Source organism: Mycetohabitans sp. B46 (genome assembly GCF_037389205.1).
GTDB lineage: Bacteria > Pseudomonadota > Gammaproteobacteria > Burkholderiales > Burkholderiaceae > Mycetohabitans.
This window is the reverse complement of the sequence record NZ_JADBGL010000006.1, coordinates 237,201-252,679: the sequence shown is the minus strand read 5'-3', so window position 1 is coordinate 252,679 and position 15,479 is coordinate 237,201. Positions and strand designations below refer to the sequence as shown.

Below are 15,479 nucleotides of genomic sequence, written 5' to 3'. Positions count from 1 at the left end.
AGCGTGCGCGACTGATGCGCAGGCTGGGTGCGTTGATCGAGCAGAACGTGCCACAGTTGGCGCAACTGGAGACCTGCGACACGGGTTTGCCGATCGCGCAGACCCGCAAGCAGCTGATTCCACGCGCGTCGGAAAATTTCAATTTCTTTGCCGAGGTCTGCGTGCAGATGAACGGGCGCACGTACCCGGTTGATGATCAGATGCTGAACTACACGCTGTACCAACCGGTCGGCGTCTGTGCATTGATTTCGCCGTGGAACGTGCCGTTCATGACCGCGACGTGGAAGAGCGCGCCGTGTTTGGCGCTGGGCAATACCGCAGTGCTGAAAATGTCGGAACTCTCGCCGCTGACCGCGGACCAGCTTGGCATGCTGGCCCGCGAGGCTGGCATCCCGGCCGGCGTGTTCAATGTGGTGCAAGGCTACGGCGCGAGCGCGGGCGATGCGCTGGTGCGCCACCCTGACGTGCGTGCGGTGTCGTTCACTGGCGGTACCGCGACGGGTAAGAAGATCATCGAGCGCGCCGGGTTGAAGAAGTTTTCGATGGAGTTGGGCGGCAAATCGCCCGTGCTGATATTCGACGATGCCGATCTGGAGCGCGCACTGGACGCAGCGCTGTTTACGATTTTTTCGATCAATGGCGAGCGCTGTACGGCTGGCTCCCGGATCTTCGTGCAGCGCACGGTGTACAATGATTTTGCGCGTGAATTTGCACGGCGTGCGAATAACTTGATCGTTGGTGACCCAATGGATGAACAAACCCATCTCGGTGCGATGATTAGCCAGGCGCACTGGGAAAAAGTCACTGGCTATATCCGGCTGGGTGAGCAGGAAGGCGCCACGGTGCTCGCCGGCGGCGCGGACAAGCCGCAGGGGTTGCCCGCGCACCTGAGCAACGGCAACTTTGTCCGTCCGACGGTGCTGGCTCATGTCGAGAACCGGATGCGGGTCGCGCAGGAGGAGATTTTTGGACCGGTCGCGTGTTTGATCCCGTTTGACAATGAGGACGACGGCCTGGCGATGGCCAACGACGTGAAGTATGGCCTGGCGTCGTATGTCTGGACGCAAGACGTGGGCAAGGTCCATCGGCTTGCGCGCGGCATTGAAGCCGGCATGGTGTTCGTCAACAGCCAGAATGTGCGTGATCTGCGCCAACCGTTCGGCGGCACGAAGGAATCCGGAACAGGCCGCGAAGGCGGCGATTACAGCTTTGAGGTATTCGCCGAGGTCAAGAACGTCTGCATCTCGATGGGTTCGCATCCCATTCCGAAATGGGGCGTGTGACATGGGCAAGCTCTCGCTCGCAGCCAAGATCACCCACGTGCCGTCGATGTACCTGTCCGAGTTGCCCGGCAAGCACCACGGTTGCCGGCAGGCGGCCATTGACGGCCATCGCATCATCGGCGAGCGCTGCCGAGCGCTAAACGTCGATACCCTTATCGTTTCCGACGTGCACTGGCTGGTCAATGCCGGCTATCACGTCAACTGCAACGCCCGTTTTCAAGGAACATACACGAGCAACGAGTTGCCGCACTTCATCAAGGACATGACGTATGCGTATCCGGGCAATCCCGCGTTGGGACGGTTGATCGCTCAGACCGCGACCGAGTACGGCGTGCACACGCGCGCGCACGAGATTGATAGCTTGGGGCTCGAATACGGCACGCTGGTGCCGATGCGGTACATGAACGGCGACCAGCACTTCAAGGTCGTGTCGATCGCCGGTGGATGCGCATGGCATACCTTAGATGAGAGCCGGCGCTTCGGCCAAGCGTTGAAAGAGGCGATCGCGCGCAGCGACGCCAATGTCGCGTTTCTAGCGAGTGGCTCGCTGTCGCACCGCTTCAACGACAACGGCTCGCCGGAGGAGTCGATCCACGATATCAGCCAGGAATTTTTCCGTCAGGTGGACCTGCGCGTGGTCCAGTTATGGAAGCAGGGCGATTTCGCTACCTTCTGCAAAATGCTTCCTGAATATAACGCTCATTGCCATGGCGAAGGCGGCATGCACGACACCGCGATGCTGCTGGGGCTGCTCGGCTGGGACCGCTACGACCAGCCAGTTGAGATCGTGACGGATTACTTCGCGAGTTCCGGCACCGGCCAGATCAATGCGATCTTTCCGCTGCCGTGGTGACCCGGACCGTTGACCCAGGAGTGGATCGATGCCTCATGTCATTGTCGAATATACGGCCAATTTGCGCGCCGAAGCCCGCATTGGCGAGCTTCTCGCCACGATCAACGACACGTTGATTGCGCAGAACGGAGTGTTTCCAATCGGCGGGATCCGTTCGCGGGCGATCGCGCTGGACGACTATCGGATCGCCGACGGCAGCGGTGACGATGCGTTCGTCCATGTGACACTGAAGATTGGCGCGGGGCGCGACGAGGCGACGAAGAAAAAAGTATGTGATGCGTTGTTCGCAGCGATCGACGCCCATTTCGCGGCGCTGTTCGCCACGCGCTACTTGGCATTGTCGATGGAGGTGGTCGAATTCAGCGAAGCTGGCACCTATAAGCACAACAACCTGCACGCGCGGTACCGCCATGCGTGAGCTTGACCTCTCTCTGAATCTTGGACCCCGCATGAAAGCGACCCTCATTGAACGCGTTGCAACGCAGTTGGACGAGGCCGAGCGTTCGCGCACGCAGATCCGGCAGATTTCGCTCGACTACCCGCAGATCACCATCGACGACGCCTATGCGATCCAGCGCACATGGGTCGCCAAGAAGCTGGCGCGCGGACGTATGGTCAAGGGGCACAAGATCGGTCTAACCTCCAAGGCCATGCAATACTCGTCGCAGATCGACGAGCCGGACTATGGAACGTTGCTGGACGACATGTTTTTCGGCGAAGGCTCGAGCGTGCCGGTCGACCGGTTCATCGTGCCGCGCGTGGAGGTCGAACTCGCGTTCGTGCTGGGTAAGCGGCTCAGTGGTCCGGCATGTACGCTGTTCGACGTCTACGACGCGGTTGACTACGTGATCCCGGCGCTGGAGATCATCGACGCGCGCAGTCACCCGATCGACCCGGACACGAAGCGCCCGCGCAAGGTGTGCGACACGATCGCGGACAATGCCGCCAATGCCGGCGTGGTGCTCGGCGGCCGCCCGATTAAGCCACGCGACGTCGACCTGCGCTGGGTTGCCGCAATCATGTCGCGCAACGGTGTAATTGAGGAAACCGGCGTGGCCGCCAGTGTGCTGAACCATCCTGCCAACGGCGTCGCGTGGCTGGCCAACAAGCTGTATCCGTTCGACGTCGCGCTGGAACCAGGCCATGTCGTGCTCGGCGGCTCGTTCACGCGGCCGTGCCTGGCTCGCAAGGGCGATACTTTCAACATCGACTACGGATCGCTTGGCACGATTTCGTGCTATTTCGGTTGACCGAGACCGGCCGGCGATGCCCGCCTGTGCCTGATCCAGGCGTGAGGGCCCTAACGTACACCGACAGCGGCGCTGATTGTTGCGACGAGGATTCACACTGCGATGATCTGGGACGCTGGAAAAACGCTGCGGTTTATGCTATCCTCCCTCGCTTTAAAATGAGAAGGGTGTCCCGGTTGACCTGTTCCGGTGTTCCACCGCTTCTCATCGCGCCCGCCTGCGCGTTTGCTTCCCCCGTATTCCCTGAGGACTTGGCCTGCCATCGTGCGGCCAGCGCAGTTGCGGTCCGGTTTTCCGGGCACGTCAATACGGCTGTGGTAACCATTGAGCCTCTCCGTGTCGTGCGTAAGCGGGGGGCGGGAAGTGGCGATGCAAGGCGACAGGGCGATGAACGTATTGAACCAGCCAGGGACAACATGACCACGATTGTTATCAAGGAAAACGAGCCGTTCGAAGTGGCGATCCGCCGCTTTCGCCGGACCATCGAGCGCAATGGCCTGATCGCCGAGTTGCGCGAGCGCCAGTCATACGAAAAGCCGACGGCTGTGCGCAAGCGCAAGAAGGCCGCTGCGGTCAAGCGCCTGCAACGTCGCCTGCGTAGCCAGCAACTGCCGAAGAAGCTCCACTAAACGGCTTGCTGGCTCCCCTCAGGCGCATACGCATCGATTCAAATGGCCCATGTCCGGTGGACATGGGCCATTTGTCGTCTGGGCGTCGATGATGTGGGGCCCGAGACCGCGGCAATGGCAATGAATCGGCGACAGGCTTGGTATCTGGTCGGCGTGGACGGCGGGGGCAGCGGCACGCGGCTGCGGGTCGCGTCGGCCGACGGTACGGTGTTGGCCTGTGCCAGCGCGGGTCCGTCTGCGTTGATGCTCGGCAGTGACGTGGCATGGCGTGCGATCGGCGATGCCGCGGCGCAGGCGTTCGCGCAACTCGGCGAGCCAGTGGATTGGACCCATTGTGTGCTGGGCTGCGGGCTTGCCGGGGTTAACCAGCCACAATGGCGTGCCGCATTTAGCGAAGCTGCGCCACCGCTGTTGCGTCTGGCGGTGGAGAGCGACGCATACACGACCTTGCTGGGCGCGCATCGCGGCGCGCCGGGCGTCGTCGTTGCGTTGGGCACGGGCAGCATTGGCGCAGTGCTCGATGCACGGCGCCAGTTTAGGGTAGCCGGTGGCTATGGATTCCCATCGGGTGACGAAGCAAGCGGCGCCTGGCTTGGCTTGCGTGCCATCGTGCATGCACAACGCGCGCTGGACGGCCGCACGGTACTCGATGACTTCGCGCGCGCACTGCTAGCTCGAGCCGATGTGCGAGCGCGCGATGCATTGGTGAGCTGGTGTACCCGTGCTACCCAGTCGCGCTATGCCGCGCTCGCGCCGACCGTGCTGGCGCACGCCGACCACCCGTTTGCCGCGCGCTTGCTTGCCGAGGCCGGCCGCAATATCGATGCGATGGTTGCCGCACTGGACGCCGGCGAGAACCTGCCGGTGGCGCTATGTGGCGGTCTGGCGTTGCCGATGGCGAAATATGTCAGAGCCGAGGTGAGGGCGCGCCTCGTACCGCCGGCCGGAGATTCGGCCGATGGCGCGTTGCAGCTGGCATCGATGGCCGCTGCACAATCGTCGAGCGTGCCGCGTTGAAGTGACGTTAAAGTGGTATGCTTTAGCGCGTTTCGCGCGCGAGTAGCCCGCGCGCCATGCATGCAGGCCGTATTGCGCCGGCGTGCTTCGCTCTCCGTGGCCTATCTATGTACCAAGTCATTGCCACTGATCTGGATGGCACGCTACTCAATAGCGATCACCAGGTCGATCCGTTTACTGTCGCCACGCTGCAGGAGCTGCAAGCGCGCGGCCTGCATTTCGTGATCGCGACCGGGCGACATTTCCGCGACGTGGCGGGGATCCGTGACCGGCTCGGCATCCGGCCGTATCTGGTCACTTCCAACGGCGCGCGCGTGCACGATGCGCAGGACAACCGCCTTCACGCGCACGACCTGCCCCCGGATATCGTCAAGCGACTGGTGGCGCCCAATATCGCCGGCACGCACGGCCGTGTCATCGTCAACTTGTTTGTCGACGATGCATGGCTGATCGATCGCGAAGCGCCTCAGCTGTTGACGTTCCATCAGGATTCCGGATTTCGCTACGAGGTCGCCAACCTTGCGGCACATGATGGTCAAGGCGTGGCGAAGGTACTGTATATCGGGGACGCCGCTGACCTGGGCATGGTCGAGCGTAATCTGGCTCGGCATTTCGGTGATGCGTTGTACGTGACGTATTCGCTGCCCGATTGCCTCGAGGTGATGGCCGCCAGCGTGTCGAAGGGACGTGCGCTGGCATTCGTGCTCGAGCAGCTTGGCCTGCCCGCCGAACGGTGCATTGCGTTCGGCGACAACATGAATGACATCGACATGCTGGAGTCGGTCGGGCACCCGTTCATGATGGGCAACGCCAACCCCGAATTGACCGCGCGGCTACCTCATGTCCCGCGCATCGGCAACAATTTCGAGGCCGGTGTCGCCCACCATTTGCGCGCATTGTTCGCGCCGCAGCGCGAGCGTATCAGGACCTGCGCACCGGCAAGACGTGGAGCGAGCGCGGCAGACCGCCCGAATGGATCGCGGGCAAGCACCGTGAGCGCTTCTTAATCCCGTGCCGCCACGCGGGCGCCTCTGTCAGCCGGCCGCGACCTTGCGCAGCATCGGCTGGCGCGCACCGCGCGCCAGCGACGTATACGCGTCGACGTAATGCTGTGCCATGATCCGCGCCGTGAAGCGCTGCTCGAAGCGCGCGCGGATTTGCTGGCGAGACAGCGCTTCTACCTGCGACAACGCGGTTACCGCGCCGTCGACATCCTCGCAAATGAAGCCGGTTACGCCGTGCTCGACCACCTCGGGCACTGAGCCGCGGTTAAAAGCGATCACCGGCGTGCCACATGCCATCGATTCGATCATGACCAGGCCGAACGGCTCGCACCAGTCGATTGGGAACAACAACGCCTTCGCGCCGGACAAGAAAGCCGGCTTCTGCGCTTCGTTGATTTCGCCAATGAACTCAACATCGCCGAGCGAGAGCAAAGGCTCAATTTCGCTCTTGAAATATTCGCGATCGACCTTGTCGACCTTGGCGGCGATTTTCAGCGGCAGACCGGCCTGTGCGGCGATGCGGATCGCGTGATCGACGCGCTTTTCCGGGCAGATGCGGCCCAGGAACGCCAAGTACGTCGGCTTGATGTCTGTTTGCGGCACGAGCAGGCTTTCCGGTAGCCCATGATAGATGGTATTGACCCACCCGGCACGCGGTAGCGGCCCGCGCTGCGAATCCGAGATCGAAATGACGTGTGCCTGCGGGAAGCTGTCGAAGATCGGTTGCAGCTCCGGCAGGTCTAAGCGTCCGTGAAGCGTGGTGACGAACGGGGTGTCGATCTGCGAGAACAGAGGAAACGGCAAATAATCGAGGTGAAAATGCAGAATGTCGAACTCGTGGGCCACGCGGCGCACCTGTTCGAGCATCAACATATGCGGTGCCATCCAATCGCGGATGGACGGGTCCAGGCGCAATGCGCGGGGCCACGCCGCTTCAAGGCGTGCCGAAGTGCGTGAATCACCGCTCGCGAACAGTGTCACATCGTGCCCCAGCTCCACCAGCCCTTCCGTCAGGTATGACACCACGCGCTCGGTGCCTCCATAGAGTTTGGGCGGCACGGCTTCGTGCAGCGGTGCGATTTGTGCGATACGCATTGCGTGCTCTCCTTACAAAAAATCGCCCTGCGCCTCGTTGAAGGCGCTGCGTGTGGGCAACGCGAAAAAAATCGGCGAATCGGGCCGCCGGCGTGCCGCAGTCGCAGTCGCAGTCGCAGTCAGCCCGACGGATCGCGACATCGCGATCGGAAGTTTCATTATCGAGGCGAGAGCGAGAAATTCGAGCAATTTTTCAAACCCTTAATATTGTTACAGCACGAAACATCGGCGCAACCTTGCATTCCGATCCATTGCGTCGCATGAACACACAATCCAACGGGCCTTACATGCCGCTCTCGACCGCGGGGTGGAACAATAGCAAGTTCCGGCCCGGCTTGCGAGTGCATGGCCGCCGTGGCTCGAGAACATGCCGACCGACCAGCGTAAGCAGCTCGCCGCCGCACATGACGCATCCTTCGACGGGGAGTTCGTCGAGCCATGCTTGATGGTCCGTAGATCAATCCCGAAGGACGTACCGACGTGGTCACTGACCCGTTCGAGGTCGATGATCTATTGGCCAGTCTTGGGTTCTGAGATTGAGTGGAAGAGGGGCGCGCAACCATGCGTCGCCGCGCGCGATTGCAACCCATTGAAACAGGAACAGGGCACCACGGGCGCAAGCCCCGACGGTGCGCCGTCAACGGCTTCGGGCGGCACCGACGAACTCGGGTGTGATTTGTCACATCGCGTACATGGCCTGGGCGTGCCGGGAAACCGGTGAAAAGGCAGTGTTTCAAGGAGGAAATCAAAATGAAGACCCAAACAGCGTGCACCGCGCTAGCTGGTGCCGCGCTCGGCATGGTACTGGTGGCGCACGACGCATACGCCGCCCTTGGCGGCGCGCCGAGCTACGCGAGCCGCGCCGCATCCAGCCAGGCCACGCTGCGCGCGGCCGTTGCCGCATCGCCATCGATGGCTTCCGGTGCCAGCGCAACGACCTCTGCCTATACCGTGCAGCAGACCACGCTACCCACCGGCACCGTGGTGCGCGAGTACATCGCCGATAGCACTGTATTCGGCATTGCCTGGTCCGGGCCTCAAATGCCTGACATGCGCACATTACTGGGCACCTACTTCCCACAGTACGTCAACGATATCCAGGCGCAACGCCGTTACCAGGGCGGCCACGGGCCAGTGCAGATGCGCAGCGGCGAGCTAGTCGTTCATTCGGGCGGGCACATGGGCGACTTCAGCGGGCAGGCCTTCCTACCGCGGGCGTTGCCAGCCGGCATAACCGAAGCGGATATCCGCTGAACGCAGGAGTGCTATCGTGACCCTAGTCAATACACTTCGCGGGCTCGCATGGTGCGCCGCGGTGCTCGTGGGCGCCATGACGCTGGTCGCCTGCGGAAGCGGCGGCAATTCTAATTCGGCGGCCAGTTCCGCCCCTCTGGCAGACAACGTCGTGCCGATCATGGTGGCGAAGGGGCTCGATCGGGTGGCCAACATAGGCACCGTGTCCGTCACCCTCTGCGCGGCCGGCAACGCCGCGCAGTGCCAGACGCTTGACAACATCCAACTCGACACGGGCTCGTATGGCTTGCGGGTAGTCGCCGCGGAATTGTCACCCGCATTGCGCAGCGCGCTGCAGCAGGCCACCGTGCCCAATTCGAATGCGCCGCTCGCATCGTGCGCGTTGTTCGCGGACGGGTATTCGTTCGGCTCGGTGCGCATTGCCGACGTGACGCTAGGTCGGCGGACCGCCAGTGCGATCCCGATCCAGTTAATCGGCGATCCCAATTTTCCGGCGGTGCCGTCCGACTGCGTCGTGGGCCGCTCGGAGAACGCCACGTCGGAGTTGCATGCTCGCGGCATTCTCGGTGTCGGGGCGGCGGCCGTGGATTGCGGCAACCAATGCGCGGCCAATGCGGCCGCCAGCTCCTACTTCAATTGCGCGAGTGCATCCAGCTGCGTGCCAACCGTCGTGCCGCTTGCCCAACAGATCGCGAACCCGGTGGCGAACATGCCAATCGATAACAATGGTGTAATCGTCGATATGCCCGCGATCGGCCCTTCGGGGCAGTCTTCGGCCAGCGGCACCTTGTTGCTGGGTATCGGCACCGCGTCCAACAACCGGCTGGGCAGCAGTGCGATGGTATTGACCACCGATGGTTTCGGTAGTTTTAGCGCGACGTACAACGGTTCGACGATCACCGCGTTCACCGATACCGGTTCCAACGGTCTGTTCTTCACCGACGCGTCGTTGCCCGCGTGCGGCTCCGGCAACCCGTTCTATTGCCCGCCCGGCCAACAGGTCAAAACCATCACCGTGAAGGGCGCGAATGGTGCCGCCCAGGCCGTCCATCTCAATGTAGGCAATGCGTCGATGCTGCTCAGCACGCCTAATACGTTTGCGTTCAACGATCTAGCCGGACCGATGCCCCGCTACTTCGACCTAGGCATGCCGTTTTTCTATGGGCGGCGCGTGGCGGTGGCAATCAGCGGCAAGTCCACGCCATCAGGTAATGGTCCCTATGTGGCATTTTGACGTGATGCACTGCATGGCCGGTGGCTGTACACCCGCACGGCTACCGGTCTTACCTGCTTGCCGTTACCGACTATCGGCGCGTTTCATCATCTTTGCCGAGCGCACAAAAAAACCGGAATGGCAAAGCCGTTCCGGTGATGGCTTCAATGGAGTGGGTGAGGATGGCGACGATCCGCCGCAGGCTGGTAGGTCAGCCGACAAAAGCTTTCTCGACCACATAGTGGCCCGGCGCCGAATTGCTGCCTTCGGTGAAGCCCATGCCATCGAGCAGTTGCCGTGTGTCGCGCAGCATGTGCGGGCTGCCACACAGCATGATGCGGTCGTTGTTGGCCGAGAATGCCGGTACGCCGAGCCGCTCGAACAATTCGCCCGTTTCAATTAGCGCCGTGATGCGGCCGCGATTCTGGAACGGCTCGCGCGTCACAGTCGGAAAATATACCAGTTTGTCGCGGATCAACTCACCAATGTGCTCGTGCTGCGGCAAGTGCTCAGTGATGTACTCCTTATACGCAAGTTCGTCGATGAAACGGCAGGTATGCGTGAGTACGATCTTCTCGTAGCGATCGTAGACGTCCGGGTCCTTAATGACCGACATGAACGGAGCTAGGCCGGTGCCGGTGGATAGCAGCCACAGCGTCTTGCCGGGCAACAGATTATCGACTACCAGCGTGCCGGTCGGTTTCTTGCCGATGTAGACCTGGTCGCCCGCCTTCAAGTGCTGCAGCCGCGACGTGAGCGGGCCGTCCTGCACCTTGATGCTCAAGAACTCGAGGTTTTCCTCGTAGTTCGCGCTCGCCAGGCTGTACGCGCGTAGCAGCGGTTTGCCATCCACCTCCAGACCGACCATCGTGAACTGACCATTATCGAACCGAAAGCCCGGGTCGCGCGTGCAAGTGAAGCTGAACAGCGTGTCAGTCCAGTGGTGCACGCTGAGAACGGTTTGTTGAGTCAGGTTGCTCATGGTGTCTCGATCGGATCGATGGCCGTCGGGCCCGGCACGCGCGACGGTCCGGCTAAAAATATTGAATAAGCGACTATTTTACCGCGTTGCGGCAAATTTATTCGATATTCGGACAACGGCGCGTCGACAGGCGTCACGATCGGCACGCGGCACCGGGTAGTGAGACAGTGTGCCGTATCGAATGGTTATCGGGCAACCGCTCAGCGCGCGTTGCGTTCTTACGTAGAACATCGCTGTGGCACTTGCGCTCCAGGTTGCCTTTCTGGCACGCACAGTGGCCGGCTGCGGTACGATATGGAGGGCGGGATTTGCCGATGTCGGTGCAAGCCTGCTCGTCGTTGGCAACGGGCTCAGCTTAGTGCGGCGCTAGCGGCGGTGACGCACGCCGTGCGATGGGTCCCCGTCACCATAGCAACCACGCGGCTGCACCGCTTAACGCCGATACGGCTTGGATTCCGCGTACAGCCGATCGAACTCGGCCGCATAGGCGCTGGCTAGGGCGGGCGCGCCACGGAACACGTTAAAATTTTCGGCGTTCTTGCGGTCCCCTGCTCGCGTGAAGTTCATCGAGCCGAATGCAACCAGGTCATCCACGACGATGAACTTGTGATGCATGATCGGATACTGGGAGTCGATTCGCACGTCGATGCCGGCATTAGACAGGTATGTCGCCCCGCTGTATTTTCCGGTTTCGTTAGATTTGTCCAGCACCACTCGCACTTGCACGCCACGCACCCGTGCATTGCGCAGCGCCTTGGCAATCTCGGGCGACGTGAATGCATAGCCGGCTAGCCATACGCGGCGTTTTGCGCCGCTGATCAGCGCTGCGACCGCTTCGCCGGCCCCGCCGTTGGGCGAGAAATACGTGTCAACAGTCGCCTTGTCAATACGCACCGGCGCTGCATCAACAAACGATGTGGCGCACACGAGCACCACGAAGGTATAAAACAACTTTTTCATGGACGGCGATTTTAGCCGGATATCGGTCGGCATATATCGTTTTTGCGAAAACAGTCTGAGTCGGCGCGATGCCCAAGCGGGGTCCCGGACGTCAATGGTGTAGTGGAGCGGGCACGGCCCCAGGCGCTGGCATGAGTCAAAACAAGTCTTGCCACGGCTCGCGCGATATTAGGTGTCAAGGCGCGATGTTGGGTGTCAAGATATCGCGACACGATAAGATTGTCGTGCTGTTGGACGGTCAACCACACAGGAGCTGAGCATGAAACGACCTTTCTTTCGCAGTTGCCGCCGCGCGTTCACGTCATCCGTCTTCAAGGGCGCACTCGCGCTGCCGTTGGGCGCGCTGATGTCTCAAGCCCGTGCGCAGTCCAGGCCAAACGCGCATGAATCCCTTAGCCAACAGCCTGTGCTCCCGGACGCATCTCGATTGACGAATGCGGTGATGACCGAACATAACCTCATTTTAAAAACTCCTGCACCGCGAACCCGATCGAGCCTCGCCCGGCAACTTGCGGAAGGTGGCGTGACGGCAGGTAGCACAATTCTCGTGCACGCGTCCCTAAGCTCGCTGGGGTGGGTCGCAGGCGGGGCCGTGGCCGTCATTCAGGCGCTGCTGGACTGCATCGGAACTAACGGGACGCTGGTCATGCCAACGCACACGCCCCATTTGACCGATCCCGCAGAATGGGAAGCGCCGCCTGTGCCATCCAGCTGGGTCGAGACCCTGCGCGAGGAAATGCCGGCGTACGATCCGGCGACAACGCCGACGCGCAATATGGGCGCCGTGGCTGAGCTATTTCGTACTTGGCCCGGCGCCCGCCGCAGCTTGCACCCCACCTGTTCGTTTGCTGCAATCGGGCCGCGAGCCGATCAGATCACCGCCGACCATGCACTCGAGAGCCCGCTGGGTGAAAGGTCACCCTTGGCCAAGCTCTACGACGCAGACGCCTGTGTTCTTCTGCTGGGCGTAGACTTCGACGTTTGCACGATGCTCCACCTAGCGGAGCAGCGGGCGTGGCCGAACAGACCAAAAATGCGGGAAGGCTCGCCGATCTTCGAGAACGGCGTCAGGCGGTGGGCAGTCTACGAAGCTCCTGCGCTTCTTGACTCCGAGCACTTTCTGCCGGTGGGCCAGGCGATGAAAGACAGCGGGGCAGTCAAGACGTTCAGCGTGGGGAATGCACGCAGCATGCTCTTCTCTAGTCGTGAGGCGGTCGACTTTGCGCTCCACACTTGGAGAGGCCAACTTCCTCCTGGCTGATCGACCACGGTGGACTCGGGCGCCGCCACCATTGACCGGCTGATGCGTGACGTGTGCACATAGGCTTTCGCGGGTCAACGCCGACGCGCTGGCATCATCCGCTACCCGGCTGCCTCGAGGTAGTCCAGCCGCAGCCGCGCCATGTACGGCAAGTGGTCCGATAGCCACGCGGTGCGGGGCGCGGGCTCGAGCCATTGCACTGGCGTGACGCCCCGCACAAACATCTTATCCAGCGCCAGCGCGGGCGAGAATGCGGGAAACGTCTTGCCGGCCTCACCCAGCGTCGAGGCTACCTCACGTAAGCCGATCTCGGCGAACAACGGCTCCGAGTCATTCTTCCAGTCGTTGAAATCGCCGGCGAGCACCAACGGGCCGGTTGCCGCCTCACGGGCAATCCAATGCGCGATCCAGTTCATCTGGCGCAATCGCGACTGGCGGGTGAGCGCCAGATGGGCACACAGCAGCGTGACCGGCGTATTGTAAAGCGTGGCGCGCGCCACCAGCAAGCCGCGCTTTTCGAAGCGGTGCGCAGAAATGTCCCAGCGCCCGCCCAGGTCGAGCGGATGCGGCGACAGGATCGCATTGCCGTGTCGCCACGATGGCTTGAACACGTTTGGCCCGAGCGCCAGTTGCAAGCGCAATGCTTGCGCTATTTCGGTAGCCTGGCATTGCCATACGTCAGTGAGCGCGCCCTGCAGCGGCTCGCCGAAGCCATTGCTGGCCAGCACGGGCGCCGGCATCCGGCGCGCCATGGCCTCTTGCAGGAAGTACACGTCGGCCGGCGTTGCCTGCATCCAGCGTTGCATTGACTGCCATGCTTGCAGGCCGAGCGGCGAGCGGCCCTTGTGCAGATTCCAACTGACGGCAATGAATTCCTTGTCGCCGGTGCGCGGCACGCTGGGCAAGGTATCGTCGTGTCGCATCAGTCGACCCTTTTCATGCGAGTTCATCACCCGCTCACTGGTCCACGATGCTCGCCTGCACGCGATAGACAAGTTGCGGGCCGTGCTCCACTAGCTTCCACGCTACCGTTTGCCCGGCCGGCACGACCAGGCCGGGATGGACAGCGGTGACTCGGCGCGGCTGCGGTGGCAGCGCGCAACCCTCGGCGCGCTGCGCGGCACGCGTCTCCTCGAAGATCTCTTGCACGTCCAGCGACAGGACCGCCTGGCCGCCCTCGACGCGGGTCGGCGACACGGTCAGCGTGCGCGACAACTCAATGCGGGCCACCGGTTGGCTCTGGCAGCCGATCTCATGCACGACGCTGCGCTTGTGCGTCTCCGACTTCGCTTGGCCGACCGTGGTGGTTGCGCCAAAATGGTCGACGCTGCGTCCATCCTGCACGACTTCGACATCCCAGCGTACCTTCGGCGGGTCATCCTGCGCGCATGCCACAGCGGCGGCCGAGGCCAGCAGCACGCCTGTGGCAAGTGTTCGAAGAGCGTTCAACAGGCTTGTCATAAGGGATTCCGACCGGGATCGCCGCGATGGGTTCATGCCCCGCACGGCGCCCGAGTTCTGCATGCGCGAAACAGTCATGATAGCGGGGTTTGGCCGTGCGCGCGGGCACCACGCGGCGTTGGCAGCAACGCCGCGCGACTGCTAGCTTGCACAACATATTGACGCCGATACACTAAATTGGCGCCGCACAGGGCGGCGTGGCAGCAGTGGAGGTGAATATGACTACCGCAATGGTCAAGCAGGAAATCGCAGTGGCGGCATTCAAGCCGATCTATGACTTAAGTCAGGTCGAGACAGCCTTGCATGACTTGTCCGATGGCGCTAACGAGGCGTTGCGAAGCACCTACGAGAAAATGCTGAAGGTCGGCGCATTGCGCTTTTGCGTCAAGCCTAACCGGTTGCCATCAATCGACGCGCTCGTCGACGAGTCCCCGAATTTTAGTGAGCCGCTGGAAGACGTGCGCAAACAGATCGCGCTGGTGGCCGAAACCGACGACAGACTCGAACTGATGCCGATGCTCCTGCTGGGTGAACCCGGCATCGGCAAGACGCATTTTGCTCGGCAACTCGCGCATCTGGTCGGCACCGGCTATCACTATGTCGCGATGAGCTCGCTCACGGCGGGCTGGATCCTGTCCGGGGCGTCGTCGCAGTGGAAGAACGCCAAGCCAGGCAAGATTTTCGATGCGCTGGTCAACGGCGCTTATGCGAACCCGCTGGTGCTGGTCGACGAAATCGACAAGGCCGGCGGCGATGCGCAGTACGATCCGCTCGGCGCGCTGTATGCGCTGCTCGAGCGCGACACCGCGCAGTCGTTCATCGACGAGTTTGCCGAAGTGCCCATCGATGCATCCAGTGTTCTTTGGGTGGCGACGGCCAACGACGTGCACCGCATCCCGGAGCCGATCCTCAACCGGATGAACGTCTACGAGATTCCGGCGCCGGATCGCGATGGCGCGCGCCGTATTGCCCAGTCGATCTACTCGGAGATCCGCGAATCGCACGCATGGGGGGCGCGCTTTCCGCCAGCGCTCGAAGAGGCGCCGTTGGATGTGCTGTCCACCTTGTCGCCGCGCGCGATGCGGCGCGCCATCGTACACGGCTTCGGCAATGCGCGGCTGGCGGGACGCGATGCGGTGAGCGCACACGACGTGGTACTCGATCGCCACGCACGCAGACGCTCGATCGGTTTCTGACGCCGCCCAGGCCGCGCGCCG

16 protein-coding genes and 2 pseudogenes are annotated in these 15,479 nt (G+C 62.1%); 13 read left to right on the top strand and 5 right to left on the bottom strand.

The genetic code is table 11. The annotated features are described in order from the left end of the window. The 8 genes and pseudogenes from hpaE to IHE30_RS15155 form a co-directional block, all read left to right on the top strand. Nucleotides 1–1,283, top strand: a 1,283-nt coding sequence (gene hpaE / locus IHE30_RS09130; protein ID WP_337690014.1) for a 5-carboxymethyl-2-hydroxymuconate semialdehyde dehydrogenase, incomplete at its 5' end; no start/stop codon positions are given. Between the two features lies 1 nt (nt 1,284). Continuing rightward, complete coding sequence (gene hpaD, locus IHE30_RS09125) at nt 1,285–2,136, top strand: 3,4-dihydroxyphenylacetate 2,3-dioxygenase (RefSeq protein ID WP_337690013.1); 852 nt, start codon at nt 1,285–1,287, stop codon at nt 2,134–2,136. A 28-nt stretch (nt 2,137–2,164) separates the two neighbouring features. Continuing rightward, nucleotides 2,165–2,554, top strand: coding sequence for a 5-carboxymethyl-2-hydroxymuconate Delta-isomerase (locus IHE30_RS09120; protein WP_337690012.1), 390 nt, complete (start codon nt 2,165–2,167; stop codon nt 2,552–2,554). A 31-nt stretch (nt 2,555–2,585) separates the two neighbouring features. Further along, nucleotides 2,586–3,386 carry a 2-oxo-hept-4-ene-1,7-dioate hydratase gene (gene hpaH, locus IHE30_RS09115; RefSeq protein ID WP_337690011.1) on the top strand — a complete coding sequence of 267 codons (801 nt, stop codon included), beginning with the start codon at nt 2,586–2,588 and terminating at the stop codon, nt 3,384–3,386. A 416-nt stretch (nt 3,387–3,802) separates the two neighbouring features. Continuing rightward, the gene (gene rpsU / locus IHE30_RS09110; RefSeq protein WP_041752963.1) at nt 3,803–4,015 is read left to right on the top strand and encodes a 30S ribosomal protein S21; all 213 of its coding nucleotides are present in this window, start codon (nt 3,803–3,805) and stop codon (nt 4,013–4,015) included. Nucleotides 4,016–4,135: 120 nt separating this feature from the next. Next, entirely contained in the window at nt 4,136–5,032 is an 897-nt protein-coding gene (locus tag IHE30_RS09105; protein WP_337690039.1) for a BadF/BadG/BcrA/BcrD ATPase family protein, read from the top strand. Nucleotides 5,033–5,139: 107 nt separating this feature from the next. Continuing rightward, nucleotides 5,140–5,937 (top strand): annotated as a pseudogene (locus tag IHE30_RS09100) (Cof-type HAD-IIB family hydrolase); the annotation flags it as partial. Then, on the top strand, nt 5,853–6,152 hold the full coding sequence (locus IHE30_RS15155) for an H-NS family nucleoid-associated regulatory protein (RefSeq protein WP_443193633.1): 300 nt from the start codon (nt 5,853–5,855) through the stop codon (nt 6,150–6,152). The pseudogene IHE30_RS09100 and the gene IHE30_RS15155, both read left to right, overlap by 85 nt. Here IHE30_RS15155 and IHE30_RS09090 read toward each other — a convergent pair. Further along, entirely contained in the window at nt 6,067–7,131 is a 1,065-nt protein-coding gene (locus IHE30_RS09090) for a glycosyltransferase family 4 protein (RefSeq protein WP_337690008.1), read from the bottom strand. The two genes, IHE30_RS15155 and IHE30_RS09090, sit on opposite strands and share 86 nt — an antisense overlap. 435 nt (nt 7,132–7,566) lie before the next feature. Between IHE30_RS09090 and IHE30_RS09085 the strand changes: the two are divergent. The 3 genes and pseudogenes from IHE30_RS09085 to IHE30_RS09075 all read left to right on the top strand — a co-directional run. Beyond that, nucleotides 7,567–7,665 (top strand): annotated as a pseudogene (locus tag IHE30_RS09085) (protein phosphatase CheZ); the annotation flags it as partial. A 216-nt stretch (nt 7,666–7,881) separates the two neighbouring features. Beyond that, nucleotides 7,882–8,385, top strand: coding sequence for a DUF2844 domain-containing protein (locus IHE30_RS09080; RefSeq protein ID WP_337690006.1), 504 nt, complete (start codon nt 7,882–7,884; stop codon nt 8,383–8,385). 16 nt (nt 8,386–8,401) lie between these two features. After that, nucleotides 8,402–9,619: a DUF3443 domain-containing protein gene (locus IHE30_RS09075; RefSeq protein WP_337690004.1), complete on the top strand. Its 1,218-nt coding sequence runs from the start codon at nt 8,402–8,404 to the stop codon at nt 9,617–9,619. 190 nt (nt 9,620–9,809) lie between these two features. Here IHE30_RS09075 and IHE30_RS09070 read toward each other — a convergent pair whose 3' ends face one another. Continuing rightward, nucleotides 9,810–10,580 (bottom strand): ferredoxin--NADP reductase, encoded by a 771-nt coding sequence (locus IHE30_RS09070; RefSeq protein WP_337690002.1) that lies wholly within the window; start codon nt 10,578–10,580, stop codon nt 9,810–9,812. Between the two features lie 432 nt (nt 10,581–11,012). Beyond that, complete coding sequence (locus IHE30_RS09065; RefSeq protein WP_337689999.1) at nt 11,013–11,540, bottom strand: phospholipase D-like domain-containing protein; 528 nt, start codon at nt 11,538–11,540, stop codon at nt 11,013–11,015. 259 nt (nt 11,541–11,799) lie between these two features. Between IHE30_RS09065 and IHE30_RS09060 the strand changes: the two genes are divergently transcribed. Next, nucleotides 11,800–12,801 (top strand): aminoglycoside N(3)-acetyltransferase, encoded by a 1,002-nt coding sequence (locus IHE30_RS09060; protein ID WP_337689998.1) that lies wholly within the window; start codon nt 11,800–11,802, stop codon nt 12,799–12,801. A 101-nt stretch (nt 12,802–12,902) separates the two neighbouring features. Here IHE30_RS09060 and IHE30_RS09055 read toward each other — a convergent pair whose 3' ends face one another. Together IHE30_RS09055 and IHE30_RS09050 are read right to left on the bottom strand one after the other, a co-directional pair. Beyond that, on the bottom strand, nt 12,903–13,724 hold the full coding sequence (locus tag IHE30_RS09055; RefSeq protein WP_337690038.1) for an endonuclease/exonuclease/phosphatase family protein: 822 nt from the start codon (nt 13,722–13,724) through the stop codon (nt 12,903–12,905). A 34-nt stretch (nt 13,725–13,758) separates the two neighbouring features. Continuing rightward, nucleotides 13,759–14,262 carry a hypothetical protein gene (locus IHE30_RS09050; protein WP_337689996.1) on the bottom strand — a complete coding sequence of 168 codons (504 nt, stop codon included), beginning with the start codon at nt 14,260–14,262 and terminating at the stop codon, nt 13,759–13,761. Nucleotides 14,263–14,480: 218 nt separating this feature from the next. On the opposite strand from IHE30_RS09050, the gene IHE30_RS09045 reads away from it, so the two are divergent. Further along, nucleotides 14,481–15,458 carry an AAA family ATPase gene (locus IHE30_RS09045; protein ID WP_337689994.1) on the top strand — a complete coding sequence of 326 codons (978 nt, stop codon included), beginning with the start codon at nt 14,481–14,483 and terminating at the stop codon, nt 15,456–15,458. Nucleotides 15,459–15,479: the final 21 nt, after the last annotated feature.